The sequence below is a fragment of the Enterobacter cloacae complex sp. P2B genome (genome assembly GCF_014895985.1).
Taxonomy (GTDB): domain Bacteria; phylum Pseudomonadota; class Gammaproteobacteria; order Enterobacterales; family Enterobacteriaceae; genus Enterobacter; species Enterobacter bugandensis.
Genome location: NZ_JADBQQ010000027.1, coordinates 117,265 through 130,452, shown reverse-complemented (window position 1 = coordinate 130,452; position 13,188 = coordinate 117,265). Strand labels below are relative to the sequence as shown.

Annotated in this window: 10 protein-coding genes; 6 read left to right on the top strand and 4 right to left on the bottom strand. The window is 57.5% G+C overall.

Annotated elements, in window-relative coordinates:
* Window positions 1–355 precede the first annotated feature (355 nt).
* From fruB to fruA, 3 genes are read left to right on the top strand one after another with little or no spacing between them, the layout of a single operon-like run.
* On the top strand, window positions 356–1,486 hold the full coding sequence (gene fruB / locus IM313_RS22070) for a fused PTS fructose transporter subunit IIA/HPr protein (RefSeq protein WP_028013870.1): 1,131 nt from the start codon (window positions 356–358) through the stop codon (window positions 1,484–1,486).
* Window positions 1,486–2,424: a 1-phosphofructokinase gene (gene fruK / locus IM313_RS22065; RefSeq protein WP_010433510.1), complete on the top strand. Its 939-nt coding sequence runs from the start codon at window positions 1,486–1,488 to the stop codon at window positions 2,422–2,424. The genes fruB and fruK overlap by 1 nt, the downstream gene beginning before the upstream one ends.
* A gap of 16 nt (window positions 2,425–2,440) precedes the next feature.
* Window positions 2,441–4,126, top strand: coding sequence for a PTS fructose transporter subunit IIBC (gene fruA, locus IM313_RS22060; RefSeq protein WP_049000371.1), 1,686 nt, complete (start codon window positions 2,441–2,443; stop codon window positions 4,124–4,126).
* Window positions 4,127–4,172: 46 nt separating this feature from the next.
* On the opposite strand, the gene nfo is transcribed toward fruA, so the two are convergent.
* Complete coding sequence (nfo, locus tag IM313_RS22055; RefSeq protein WP_049000370.1) at window positions 4,173–5,030, bottom strand: deoxyribonuclease IV; 858 nt, start codon at window positions 5,028–5,030, stop codon at window positions 4,173–4,175.
* A 64-nt stretch (window positions 5,031–5,094) separates the two neighbouring features.
* Complete coding sequence (locus tag IM313_RS22050; protein WP_028013867.1) at window positions 5,095–6,141, bottom strand: YeiH family protein; 1,047 nt, start codon at window positions 6,139–6,141, stop codon at window positions 5,095–5,097.
* A gap of 97 nt (window positions 6,142–6,238) precedes the next feature.
* Between IM313_RS22050 and yieE the strand changes: the two genes are divergently transcribed.
* Both yieE and IM313_RS22040 read left to right on the top strand, forming a co-directional pair.
* A complete protein-coding gene (gene yieE / locus IM313_RS22045; RefSeq protein ID WP_045629869.1) occupies window positions 6,239–7,105 on the top strand; it encodes a DNA-binding transcriptional regulator YeiE in 867 nt (288 codons plus the stop codon).
* A 158-nt stretch (window positions 7,106–7,263) separates the two neighbouring features.
* Window positions 7,264–8,733 (top strand): amino acid permease, encoded by a 1,470-nt coding sequence (locus tag IM313_RS22040; protein ID WP_049000368.1) that lies wholly within the window; start codon window positions 7,264–7,266, stop codon window positions 8,731–8,733.
* A 55-nt stretch (window positions 8,734–8,788) separates the two neighbouring features.
* On the opposite strand, the gene IM313_RS22035 is transcribed toward IM313_RS22040, so the two are convergent.
* Window positions 8,789–10,774: a ligand-gated channel protein gene (locus IM313_RS22035; RefSeq protein ID WP_192971283.1), complete on the bottom strand. Its 1,986-nt coding sequence runs from the start codon at window positions 10,772–10,774 to the stop codon at window positions 8,789–8,791.
* A gap of 268 nt (window positions 10,775–11,042) precedes the next feature.
* Window positions 11,043–11,870 (bottom strand): S-formylglutathione hydrolase, encoded by an 828-nt coding sequence (gene fghA / locus IM313_RS22030; protein ID WP_192971284.1) that lies wholly within the window; start codon window positions 11,868–11,870, stop codon window positions 11,043–11,045.
* 138 nt (window positions 11,871–12,008) lie between these two features.
* Here fghA and IM313_RS22025 point away from each other — a divergent pair, with 138 nt between their 5' ends.
* On the top strand, window positions 12,009–13,157 hold the full coding sequence (locus tag IM313_RS22025) for a YbfB/YjiJ family MFS transporter (protein WP_041909011.1): 1,149 nt from the start codon (window positions 12,009–12,011) through the stop codon (window positions 13,155–13,157).
* Window positions 13,158–13,188: the final 31 nt, after the last annotated feature.

Sequence of the window (13,188 nt, the reverse complement as noted above, 5' to 3'; positions counted from 1 at the left end):
TAATTAGCGAGTAACAGAGAGGGGCGGAGTTTACGCCGTCAGTTAAAAAATAAACAGTGGGTGAAGTCAATTACCCCACGAAAAATCAAAATGGCATTTCAACTTACTCCCCACCTGGCTGAACTTAGCTGAAACTGGTTTGCTGAAGTTCAGCAAAATTCAGCTGAACGCAGAAGAAATGTGCAGTATCTCTAAATTCTGATATCGGAAATACGACATTTCTTGCAAGCCATTGCAGAAAGCGCAAGACTTTTTGAAACGTTTCAGCGCTATCTTGTTTTAACAAACGGAGCAGGCTAGCGCATTTTTTCTCATGTAAGCTGAAACGATTCACTTTCAGCAGGAGAGGAGAACCATGTTCCAGTTATCTGTTCAGGATATTCACCCGGGCGCTCAGGCCGGGGATAAAGAAGAGGCTATTCGTCAGGTTGCCGCTGCCCTTGTGCAGGCGGGTAACGTCGCGGACGGCTACGTAAACGGTATGCTGGCGCGCGAGCAGCAGACCTCCACCTTCCTCGGCAATGGCATTGCCATTCCGCACGGCACAACCGACACCCGCGACCAGGTGCTGAAAACCGGCGTTAAGGTTTATCAGTTCCCGCAGGGCGTGCTCTGGGGCGACGGCCAGGTGGCTTATGTTGCTATCGGTATCGCGGCGAGCAGCGACGAACACTTAGGCCTGCTGCGTCAGCTGACGCATGTCCTGAGCGATGACTCCGTGGCGGAACAGCTGAAGTCTGCAACAACCGCTGAAGAGCTGCGGGCGTTGCTGATGGGCGAAAAACAGAGTGAAGCGCTGAAGCTGGATAACGACACGCTGACGCTGGATGTTGTGGCCTCCGACCTGGTCACGCTGCAGGCGCTGAACGCGGGTCGCCTGAAAGAAGCGGGTGCCGCTGATGCCACCTTTGTGACGCGCGTGATTAACGATAAACCGCTGAATCTCGGCCAGGGCATCTGGCTGAACGACAGCGCTGAAGGCAACCTGCGCAGCGCAATTGCAGTGAGCCGCGCCGCCACCGCGTTCGACGTTGAGGGCGAGACAGCAGCCATGCTGGTGACTGTGGCGATGAACGATGAGCAGCCGGTTTCGGTGCTGAAGCGTCTGGGCGATCTGCTGCTGAACAATAAAGCTGAAAAACTGCTGAACGCCGATGCGGCGACCGTGCTGGCGCTGCTGACCAGCGACGACGCGCTAACGGACGACGTGCTGAACGCCGAGTTCGTGGTGCGTAACGAACACGGCCTGCATGCCCGTCCGGGCACCATGCTGGTCAACACCATTAAACAATTTGAAAGCGAGATTACCGTGACCAACCTGGATGGTTCGGGCAAACCGGCCAACGGCCGCAGCCTGATGAAAGTCGTCGCGCTGGGCGTGAAGAAAGGCCATCGCCTGCGCTTCACCGCGCAGGGCGCAGATGCTGAACAGGCGCTGAAAGCAATTGGCGACGCCATCGCGGCAGGTCTGGGGGAGGGCGCATAATGAGCAGACGTGTTGCGACTATTACGCTGAACCCGGCTTATGACCTGGTGGGGTTTTGCCCGGAAATTGAGCGCGGCGAAGTTAACCTCGTGCGTACCACTGGCCTGCATGCTGCGGGCAAAGGGATTAACGTCGCGAAGGTGCTCAAGGATCTCGGTATCGACGTCACCGTAGGCGGATTCCTCGGTAAAGATAACCAGGATGGCTTCCAGCAGCTGTTCAGCGAGCTGGGCATTGCCAACCGTTTCCAGGTTGTGCAGGGCCGTACCCGCATCAACGTTAAGCTGACGGAAAAAGACGGCGAAGTGACCGATCTTAACTTCTCAGGTTTCGAAGTGACGCCAGCTGACTGGGAGCGCTTTGTTACCGACTCCCTGACCTGGCTGGGCCAGTTCGACATGGTGTGCGTCAGCGGCAGCCTGCCGTCCGGCGTCAGCCCGGAAGCGTTTACCGACTGGATGACGCGCCTGCGCAGCCAGTGCCCGTGCATTATCTTCGACAGCAGCCGCGATGCGCTGGTGGCGGGGCTGAAAGCGTCTCCATGGCTGGTGAAGCCAAACCGCCGCGAGCTGGAGATCTGGGCAGGCCGCAAGCTGCCGGAATTAAAAGATGTGATTGAGGCCGCCCATGCGCTGCGCGAGCAGGGTATTGCTCACGTGGTAATCTCGCTGGGTGCAGAAGGGGCGTTGTGGGTTAACGCTTCAGGTGAATGGATTGCCAAACCGCCGTCAATGGAAGTAGTGAGCACCGTTGGCGCAGGGGATTCTATGGTTGGCGGCCTGATTTACGGCCTGCTGATGCGTGAATCCAGTGAACATACGTTACGTCTTGCCACCGCCGTTGCAGCCCTGGCCGTGAGCCAGAGCAATGTCGGTATTACCGATCGTACCCAGTTAGCCGCGATGATGGCGCGCGTTGACTTAAAACCTTTTAACTAACAGCAGGAGAGGAATAATGAAAACGCTGCTGATCATTGACTCCGGTCTCGGACAGGCTCGCGCCTACATGGCGAAGACCCTGCTGGGCGCGGCGGCACAAAAAGCACACCTGGACATCATTGATAACCCAGGCGATGCCGAACTGGCGATTGTCCTGGGCGATAAAATTCCCGCTGACAGCGCGCTGAACGGCAAAAAAGTGTGGCTGGGCGATATTAATCGCGCGGTGGCACACCCGGAACTGTTCCTGAGCGAAGCGAAAGGTCACGCGACCGTCTACAGCGCGCCTGTCGCGGCGGCTCCTGCTGCGGCCTCGGGTCCGAAACGCGTTGTCGCGGTCACGGCCTGCCCGACGGGCGTGGCGCACACCTTTATGGCGGCTGAAGCCATTGAAACCGAAGCGAAAAAACGCGGCTGGTGGGTGAAGGTTGAAACCCGTGGCTCCGTGGGGGCGGGCAATGCCATTACGCCGGAAGAGGTCGCTGAGGCCGATCTGGTGATTGTGGCGGCAGATATCGAAGTGGATCTGGCGAAATTTGCCGGCAAACCGATGTACCGCACCTCTACCGGCCTGGCGCTGAAAAAGACCGCGCAGGAGTTTGATAAGGCCCTGGCAGAAGCCAAACCGTATCAGGCCACCGGCGCAGTAAAAACGCCGACCGAAGGCAAAAAAGAGTCTGCGGGCGCATACCGTCACCTGCTGACCGGCGTGTCCTACATGCTGCCGATGGTGGTTGCGGGCGGCCTGTGTATCGCACTGTCGTTCGCGTTTGGTATTACGGCATTTAAAGAAGAAGGGACGCTTGCGGCTGCGCTGATGCAGATCGGCGGCGGTTCAGCGTTCGCGCTGATGGTGCCGGTGCTGGCGGGCTTTATCGCCTTCTCCATTGCTGACCGTCCGGGTCTGACCCCGGGTCTTATCGGCGGTATGCTGGCGGTGAGCACCGGCTCCGGCTTTATTGGCGGTATCATCGCCGGTTTCCTCGCAGGTTACGTCGCGAAGCTGATTAGCTCGAAGCTGAAGCTGCCGCAGAGTATGGAGGCGCTGAAGCCAATCCTGATCATTCCGCTCATCTCCAGCCTGGTGGTCGGTCTGGCGATGATCTACCTGATTGGTAAGCCGGTTGCGGGTATCCTGGCGGGCCTGACCCACTGGCTGCAAACCATGGGCACGGCGAACGCGGTGCTGCTGGGCGCAATCCTCGGCGGCATGATGTGTACCGACATGGGTGGCCCGGTGAACAAAGCGGCATACGCCTTTGGCGTTGGCCTGCTGAGTACCCAGACTTACGCGCCGATGGCGGCGATCATGGCGGCCGGTATGGTGCCACCGCTGGCGCTTGGCCTGGCGACGATTATTGCCCGTCGTAAGTTCGACAAAGCGCAGCAGGAAGGCGGTAAAGCGGCGCTGGTGCTGGGCCTGTGCTTCATCACCGAAGGTGCGATTCCGTTCGCGGCGCGTGACCCAATGCGTGTTCTGCCGTGCTGTATCGTCGGCGGCGCGGTAACGGGTGCCATCTCCATGGCGATTGGCGCGAAGCTGATGGCACCGCACGGCGGTCTGTTCGTCCTGCTGATCCCTGGCGCCATCACCCCGGTACTGGGTTATCTGCTGGCGATTGTTGCCGGTACGCTGGTGGCAGGCCTGTCTTACGCGGTGCTGAAACGTCCGGAAGCGGAAGTTGTGGCAAAAGCAGCGTAAGCAGTAAGCAATAAAAAAGCCGGGTGCTAATGCAACCCGGCTTTTTTTATGCCGCCTGTTCTGCGGTTTGCTGTGCCTTCAGCCAGGCAATCTCCTCCGCCCAGATATCCGGATTGATGGTTTCCAGCACCATCGGAATACCGTCGAAGCGGGCGTCCTGCATAATAAAGCGGAAGGCATCGTGACCGATATTGCCTTCGCCCAGGCTGTGGTGGCGGTCAACGCGGCTGCCGAACGCGCTTTTCGCATCGTTCAGGTGCATACCGCGAAGATATTTAAAGCCAACAACGCGCTCGAACTCCTCGAAAGTATTTTTCGTGGCCTCGGTGGTGCGCAGGTCATACCCGGCGGCAAACGCGTGGCAGGTATCAATGCATACGCCCACGCGAGACTTATCTTCCACGCCGTCAATGATTGCCGCCAGATGTTCAAACCTAAAGCCGAGGTTGCTGCCCTGACCAGCGGTGTTTTCAATCACTGCGGTGACGCCTTTGGTCTTATCCAGCGTCATGTTGATGGATTCGGCAATGCGCGCCAGACAGGCATCTTCATCAATCTGCATCAGATGACTACCCGGATGGAAGTTCAGCAGCGTCAGCCCGAGCTGTTCGCAGCGCTGCACTTCATCAAGGAACGCCTCGCGGGACTTATCCAGCGCTTCCTGCACCGGATGCCCGAGGTTAATCAGATAGCTGTCGTGGGGAAGGATCTGGCCCGGCCCGTAATGGTATTTTTCACAGGCGGCTTTGAAATCATCAATCACGTCGGCGGTGAGCGGCGCGGCGCGCCACTGGCGCTGGTTTTTGGTGAACAGGGCGAAAGCGGTCGCCTCAATTTCGGCGGCGCGAATGGCGGCATTCGCCAGGCCACCTGCAGCGCTGACGTGCGCTCCAACGTATTTCATAAAAAAACTCCTGTTAACCCGAAACGCTTATGATAGCGGGTTAACAGGAGAAGGACGAGATGGTTTATGCCATCAGGCTGTGCACGGCGAGGTTAATCGCACCGCCGCCGACAATCAGCCAGATGAAGAGTACCAGCGCCATCAGCAGCGGCTTCGCACCGGCTTTTTTCAGCGCGCTGACGTGCGTGGTCACCCCCAGCGCCGCCATCGCCATCGCCAGCAGCACCGTATCCAGCGTCACCAGCATCTCCACTACCGCTTTTGGCAGCAGGTGGAAGGAGTTAAAGATAGCGACCACGATGAACAGGATCGCAAACCACGGAATGGTAATTTTGCTCTTCTCGCTGCCGCCAGCCGGTGCCAGCTGTTTAACACGGGCCGCGAGGAAAATCAGGAACGGGGCCAGCATCATCACGCGCAGCATTTTGGCAATGACCGCCGCGTTTTCCGCTTCCGGGTTAATGGCGTGACCTGCCGCCACCACCTGCGCCACTTCGTGCATGGTTGAGCCAATATAAATGCCGTAGGTTTCCGGGCTAAACCAGTGCGCCACCAGCGGGTACATGGCCGGATACAGGAAGATTGCCAGCGTACCGAAGATAACCACCGTCGCGACCGCCACCGTCACTTTACTGGCTTCGGCTTTAACGACGGGTTCTGTTGCCAGCACTGCCGCCGCGCCGCAGATGCTGCTGCCTGCGCCGATTAACCAGCTGGTTTGCTTATCCAGGCCAAACACTTTCTGACCGATAAAGCACGCCAGTAAAAAGGTGCTGGTCAGCGTCAGGACGTCAATGGCAATCCCGCTGACGCCCACGTCCGCAATCTGCGAAAAGGTGAGACGGAAGCCGTAAAGGATAATCCCGAGACGTAATAAATGCTGCTTGGCGAAAATCACGCCGCCGTCGCAGGATTTCCAGATGTGGGGGTAAACGGTGTTCCCGACCACCATGCCGAGCAAAATGGCCAGCGTCAACGCGCTGAACCCTGCACCGGCCACTGCCGGAATACTGCCGCCCCATAAGGCCACGCCGGTGACGACGGCGCTGAGCGCAAGGCCGGGCACGAAGTGCCACACTGTACGATGATGTTGTAAGGTGATTTCTGACATAACCTTCTCCTTTGTCTGGCTAAAGGTTACGGCGCGCTGGCTTAAAAATAAAATTGATTATATATTTATAATCAATCTTTATAAGTGGTAAGCAACCATGCACATTACATTGCGTCAGCTGGAAGTGTTTGCCGAGGTGCTGAAAAGCGGCTCGACGACCCAGGCGTCACAAATGCTGGCGCTCTCGCAGTCTGCCGTCAGCGCGGCGTTGACCGATCTCGAAGGCCAGCTGGGCGTCCAGCTGTTTGACAGGGTAGGGAAGCGACTGGTGGTCAACGAACATGGCCGCCTGCTTTACCCGCGCGCGCTGGCGCTGCTGGAGCAGGCTATTGAAATCGAGCAACTGTTCCGCGAGGACAACGGCGCGATCCGCGTATTTGCCAGCAGCACCATCGGCAACTACATCCTGCCGGAAGTGATTGCCCGCTACCGCCGGGACTTCCCGACCCTGCCGCTGGAAATGAGCGTGGGTAACAGCCAGGACGTGATCAACGCGGTGATTGATTTCCGCGTGGATATCGGTCTTATCGAAGGTCCTTGCCACAACGTCGATATCATTGCCGAGCCCTGGCTGGAGGATGAGCTGGTGGTGTTTGCGTCTCCGGCCTCGTCGTTATTGCAGGGCGAGGTGACGCTGGAGCGGCTGGCGCAGGCGCAGTGGATCCTCCGCGAGCAGGGTTCCGGCACGCGCGAGATTGTCGACTACCTGCTGCTGTCGCATCTGCCGCATTTCCAGCTGGGAATGGAGCTGGGAAACTCAGAGGCGATTAAGCACGCGGTGCGTCATGGCCTGGGCATCAGCTGTCTTTCCCGGCGGGTGATTGCCGAACAGCTGGAGACCGGATCGCTGGTGGAAATCCCCGTTCCGCTGCCAAAACTGGTGCGCACGCTGTGGTGCATCCACCATCGTCAGAAACACCTGTCCAGTTCGCTGCAGCGTTTTCTGCGCTACTGCGAGATGTAAAAGCGCCCCTCACCCCAAAGGGGAGAGGGAAAAATAATGCGTTACTTATAATCCTGGACGCGTCATGAAGCTCTCTTATAACAGGGTATTTCTGCCGGAAGGAACGCAGATCGTCTGCTACAATCGCGCCTCATTTATTAAATGGACAGCATTTTCACATGGTTTCAGAAACTAAAACCACAGAAGCGCCCACGCTACGTCGTGAACTCAAGGCGCGTCACCTGACGATGATCGCCATTGGCGGCTCAATCGGTACAGGTCTTTTCGTTGCCTCTGGCGCAACGATTTCGGCAGCCGGCCCGGGTGGGGCATTATTCTCTTATATCCTGATTGGCCTGATGGTTTATTTCCTGATGACCAGCCTGGGCGAACTGGCGGCATACATGCCGGTGTCAGGTTCGTTTTCGACCTACGGACAAAAATACGTTGAGGAAGGCTTCGGCTTCGCGCTGGGCTGGAACTACTGGTACAACTGGGCCGTCACCATCGCCGTAGACCTCGTCGCCGCGCAGCTGGTGATGACCTGGTGGTTCCCGGACACGCCGGGCTGGATCTGGAGCGCCCTGTTCCTCGCCGTCATCTTCCTGCTGAACTACATCTCCGTGCGCGGCTTTGGCGAAGCGGAATACTGGTTCTCTTTGATCAAAGTGGCAACCGTCATCATCTTTATCGTCGTCGGCGTGGCGATGATCGTGGGTATTTTCAAAGGGGCTGAACCTGCGGGCTGGAGTAACTGGACCATCGGCGATGCGCCGTTTGCCGGGGGCTTCTCGGCGATGATTGGCGTGGCGATGATTGTCGGCTTCTCCTTCCAGGGCACGGAGCTGATTGGTATCGCGGCCGGTGAATCCGAAAACCCGGAGAAGAACATTCCTCGCGCGGTGCGTCAGGTGTTCTGGCGTATCCTGCTGTTCTACGTGTTCGCTATTTTGATTATCAGCCTGATCATTCCGTATACCGATCCAAGCCTGCTGCGTAACGACGTGAAAGACATCAGCGTCAGCCCGTTCACCCTGGTCTTCCAGCACGCGGGCCTGCTCTCAGCGGCGGCGGTAATGAATGCGGTGATCCTGACGGCGGTGCTGTCGGCGGGTAACTCCGGCATGTACGCCTCCACCCGTATGCTTTATACCCTGGCCTGCGACGGCAAAGCGCCGCGCATTTTCTCGAAACTGTCCCGCGGCGGCGTACCGCGCAACGCGCTGTATGCCACCACGGTGATTGCCGGCCTGTGCTTCCTGACCTCCATGTTCGGCAACCAGACGGTGTACCTGTGGCTGCTTAACACCTCCGGGATGACGGGCTTTATCGCCTGGCTGGGCATTGCCATCAGCCACTACCGTTTCCGTCGCGGCTACGTCATGCAGGGTCATGACCTGAATAACCTGCCGTACCGTTCAGGGTTCTTCCCGCTGGGGCCGATTTTCGCCTTCGTTCTGTGCCTGATCATTACTCTGGGTCAGAACTATGAGGCCTTCCTTGCGGACACCATTGACTGGGGTGCCGTCACGGCGACCTACATTGGTATTCCGCTGTTCCTGGTCATCTGGTTTGGCTACAAACTGACGAAAGGAACCCGCTTCGTTCGCTACAGTGAAATGGATTTCCCGGAACGATTTAAACAATAACCGCGCTTCCTCTCTTTCAGCCCGCTCACTCGAGCGGGCTTTTTTTATGGGCAGATCAGAAGCTGTAGGTCATGCCAACCGTATAGCGACGCCCGTCCAGCACGGTGTCATATGTGTCGTAGTCAATCTGCTTATCCAGCACGTTATACACACCGGCGGTAACCAGCAGGTTTTTGTTCGCGTTGTAGCGCAGACCGACATCAACCTGAGTGTAGGACGGTGTGCCCTGGGTCATTGACGTGCGGCTCAGGTACTCAGACGTTTTACCGCGAAGGTTCAGACGGCTCCAGAAACCTACGTCGGGCGTCGCCTGCCAGTCCAGGGTGGTGTTGAACATGTGCTTCGGCATCTTGTTCAGCGGCTTGCCTGAGAACTGACCGCTCTTCTGCTCAGATTCGGTATAGGTATAGTTTGCGGTCCAGTTTACATCGCGCGAGATTTTCCAGCCGAAGGAGGACTCCACGCCGCGCATGTTGGCTTTGTCCACGTTAACGCGGTCGCTCACGAAATCATAGCTGTGATCGCCAATCGTACAGGCGGGATCGGCGCTGCTGTTACAGCGGCGAACTTCCGTAATCTTGTCCTTGAAGTCGGTATTAAACAGCGTCACGCCGGCATTCAGGTTATCGTTGTTATCCCAGAGCAGGGCGAGCTCTTCGCTCAGGCTCTTCTCTGGTTTCAGATCCGGGTTGCCAACGATGATACCGTCAAGACGGCCGCCACCCGTTACCTGGCCCCAACTGGCAGACGACTGCCGCAGATCCGGCGCACGATAGCCAGCCGAAACCCCGCCTTTCAACGTCCAGTGATCGGCCAGGTGCCATACGCCGTAACCGCGCGGCGTCCAGTTCGTCCCGTAGTTTTGGTCTTTGTCCATACGCAGGCCGCCGGTCAATGTAAAGCTTTCCGTCATTGACCATTCATCTTCGGCAAACAGGGCCCAGCTCCAGCGCGTCAGTTTGTTCAGGCCGTCCGCAGCTTCCAGCTGATTGCCCTCGTCGCGCAGTTTCTCATACCGATACTGCCCGCCGAGGGTCAACGTATGATCGCCGAGGAAAATCTGGTTCTGGTTGTTGAAGGTGGTGTTATACGAGCGCATTTTGCGACCTGGATTATTGGTCTCTTCCTGCTGGATATAGCTGGTGGTATTGAAGTCGTCGTAATACCCGCTGTGGGTTAAGGAGTAAGTTGTGTGCTCATAGCGTGAGTCGCTTTTAGTATTTGGCGTACAGGTCGTTCCCCGGCAGGTTTCAGCCGCTTTCGACATCCCTGGCGTGCTGTTTCTGTCCTGAAGCTCGCGAGCAAAATCAAGATCGAAATCGTTCTTCTCATCCGGGGTGAAGTTCAGGGTAATGCCACCGTTACGCATTTTCTGCTCGTTATACCCGTTCACGATTTTATCTTCGGCGCGGCGTGACAACAGCCCCGTCACTTTTGCGCCAAGCAGACCGTCAATCAGGGGACCAGAAGCGTAGGCGTTGGTCTGGAAGATATCGCCGGAATCATGGTTTTCCTGGAAGGTTGCATCGCCGTGCAACGAACCGGTCCAGGCTTTAGTGTTTGAGACTTTTTTGGTAATGACGTTGATGACGCCACCCATCGCATCGGAGCCGTAAAGTGAGGACATCGGGCCGCGGATAACCTCAATGCGCTCAATGGACTCCAGCGGCGGCAGCCAGCCTTGTTCAATACCCGAGTTGTCGCTGTTTGGGCGGGTGCTTCGCGTACTGACGCGTTTGCCGTTCACGAGGAACAAGGTGTACTGAGATGCCATGCCGCGAATGCTGATATCACTGCTACTCCCGCCGCCGGTGACGACCACGCCCGGGACGTCTCTCAGGGCATCGGTAACATCACGGTAGGCTTTATCTTCAATCTGCTGTTTCGAAATAACAGAGATGGAGGCGGGGGCATTCTGGATCTTTTGTTCAAAACCCGTCGCGGTGACGACAACGGTGTCCTGATCGGCTGCGTGAACGAGAGGGGTGAATGTGGCAGCGCCAACGGCGACGGCCAGGAGCTTAATGCGGGGTATTGTCATTTGTACATTCCGTATAAAAATGAATAAAACTCCATCGGGATAACCCTGAGAACTGTATGTTTTTGTCTTTTAAGAACTCTTTAAGATGGAGAAGAGCCTGGAATTGTACAAAAGAATGTAGAATTGTAAACACAAATGATAATTGAAATCATTTGTGTTTGAAGGAGGTGAAAGGAAACCAGCCTGGATTCAAGCGGATAGAACTATGTAAATGAGGGGGAGGGGAAAGGCCCGGTATGCAGGAGGCTACCGGGCAAAAAGGCTGAACTTACCTGAACAGATGTTCCGCATGGAAGCGGAGATGATCTTCAATAAAGGACGCCATAAAGTAATAGCTGTGATCGTATCCCGCCTGAATGCGCAGCGTCAGCGGCCAGTCCTTCTGGCGCGCCGCTTCAGCCAGAACCGCAGGCTGTAACTGTCCGGCGAGGAACTGATCCGCATCACCCTGGTCGATAAGCATCGGAATCGCATCTTCCGTCCGGCTTGCCAGCATCAGCGCGCAGCTATCCCATTCCTGCCATTTCTCTTCATCTTTACCCAGATAGTTTGTGAAAGCTTTTTGTCCCCACGGCACCTGCGTTGGGTTCACAATCGGCGCGAACGCAGAGACGCTGGTGTATTTCCCCGGGTTTTTCAGCGCCATGATTAACGCCCCGTGCCCGCCCATGGAGTGGCCGCTGATGGCGCAGCGGTCGCTCACCGTAAATTCGGCCTTAATCAGCGCTGGCAGCTCGTCGCGAATGTAGTGATACATGCGGTAATGGCTCGCCCACGGCTGCTCGGTGGCGTTGAGATAAAATCCGGCACCTTTGCCCAGGTCGTACCCGGCATCGTCCGCCACATCATCGCCGCGCGGGCTGGTGTCGGGCATCACCAGCGCAATGCCCAGCTCGGCCGCAATACGCTGCGCGCCCGCTTTGGTAGTGAAGTTTTCGTCATTACACGTCAGGCCTGAAAGCCAGAACAGAACCGGCGGATTTTCCGTCGGGGGCAGGAAAATGCTAAACGTCATGGCGCAGTTCAGCGTGGTGGAGTCGTGCCGCCAGCGCTGCTGTCGACCTTCAAAACAACGGTGCTCTTCGAGCAGTTCCATGCAGGGCTCCTTAATGAGAATAGCTATTCATTAGAGCCATAATACAGCGTTTTCATTTACCTGTGAGCAACTTTCACTTTCGCGGAACGGCGAGATGCTGCATCATAAATTTACTTTTCTTTAACAATTGGAGCGGTCATGGCGCTGCGTATTGCGCTTAGTGGGTTTGTCGTTCTGGTGGTGGCGATGGGGATAGGGCGCTTCGCCTTTACGCCTCAGGTGCCGCTGATGATTGCCGCCGGGCAACTCACGCTCACCAGCGCAGGTCTGGTGGCGGCGATGAATTATCTGGGCTATCTGGTGGGCGCATGGGATGCCATGCGGGCGCACCGCTTTGTTGAAACGCGACTCTGGCTTGGCATCACCGGTGCGGTTGCGCTGACCCTGCTCTCCGCCGCCGCGGATAACGCCGTTGTGCACGGCCTGCTGCGCTTTGTGATTGGCTGCATGAGCGGCTGGTCAATGGTGCTGATTGCCGCCTGGAGCAACGAGCGGCTGGGGCAGCTGGGTAAACCGGGGCTCAGCGCCGCCGTGTTTGCCGGACCAGGCGCGGGCATCGCCCTGAGCGGCCTGCTCGCGGTCTATATTCAGGCGAAATCCCTTTCGGCCGGTGCGGCGTGGCAAATCTACGGCGTGCTGGCGCTGGTATTGGTCGCGCTGGTGGCGCGCTATCTGCCGCGTTCCGGACAGCTTCATCGACCCGGCAGCGCGCCAGAGCCGCTGGTGCTGACGACGGATCTCAAGCGCCTGGTCTGGAGCTACAGCCTGGCGGGATTTGGCTATATCCTTCCGGCGACCTTCCTTTCGCAAATGGCGGCGGTGCGTTTTCCCGGCAGCCTGTTTGCCCAGTTTGTCTGGCCGATTTTTGGTGCCGCGGCCGTGGTGGGGATTGCGCTCAGCATTCTTTTGCGCCACACCTCAACGGCTAACCGCAGGCTGGCTATCGTGCTGTGGTTACAGGGCGCGGGCGTGCTGGCGGCCTGGCTGCTGCCGGGCATTGGCGGCTTGCTGACGGGCGGGCTGCTGGTGGGAGGCGGGTTCCTCTGCGCGGTGCAGCTCTCTCTTTTATACGGCCGCGAGCTGGCACCGAACCACACGCGCTATATGGCGGGGCTGCTCACCACCGGGTATGCCATCGGGCAATTGGTGGGGCCGGTGACCTCGGCGTTATCAACCTGGCTAACCCACCGGCTGGAGCCTGCGCTGGGGCTGGCTGGCGTTGCGCTGTTTGTCGCGGGTGCCCTGGTCTGGAATCGCCACGCTGAAAGGCAACAGCAATTGCAATAATTATCGTCGTGAATACTGGATTATGTGCGTC

What these genes read in the sequence shown, in the direction of transcription:
- fruB (WP_028013870.1), top strand. Translation starts at nt 356, where the DNA reads ATGTTCCAGTTATCTGTTCAGGATATTCACCCGGGCGCTCAGGCCGGG.
- fruK (WP_010433510.1), top strand. Translation starts at nt 1,486, where the DNA reads ATGAGCAGACGTGTTGCGACTATTACGCTGAACCCGGCTTATGACCTG.
- fruA (WP_049000371.1), top strand. Translation starts at nt 2,441, where the DNA reads ATGAAAACGCTGCTGATCATTGACTCCGGTCTCGGACAGGCTCGCGCC.
- nfo (WP_049000370.1), bottom strand. Translation starts at nt 5,030, where the DNA reads ATGAAATACGTTGGAGCGCACGTCAGCGCTGCAGGTGGCCTGGCGAAT.
- IM313_RS22050 (WP_028013867.1), bottom strand. Translation starts at nt 6,141, where the DNA reads ATGTCAGAAATCACCTTACAACATCATCGTACAGTGTGGCACTTCGTG.
- yieE (WP_045629869.1), top strand. Translation starts at nt 6,239, where the DNA reads ATGCACATTACATTGCGTCAGCTGGAAGTGTTTGCCGAGGTGCTGAAA.
- IM313_RS22040 (WP_049000368.1), top strand. Translation starts at nt 7,264, where the DNA reads ATGGTTTCAGAAACTAAAACCACAGAAGCGCCCACGCTACGTCGTGAA.
- IM313_RS22035 (WP_192971283.1), bottom strand. Translation starts at nt 10,774, where the DNA reads ATGACAATACCCCGCATTAAGCTCCTGGCCGTCGCCGTTGGCGCTGCC.
- fghA (WP_192971284.1), bottom strand. Translation starts at nt 11,870, where the DNA reads ATGGAACTGCTCGAAGAGCACCGTTGTTTTGAAGGTCGACAGCAGCGC.
- IM313_RS22025 (WP_041909011.1), top strand. Translation starts at nt 12,009, where the DNA reads ATGGCGCTGCGTATTGCGCTTAGTGGGTTTGTCGTTCTGGTGGTGGCG.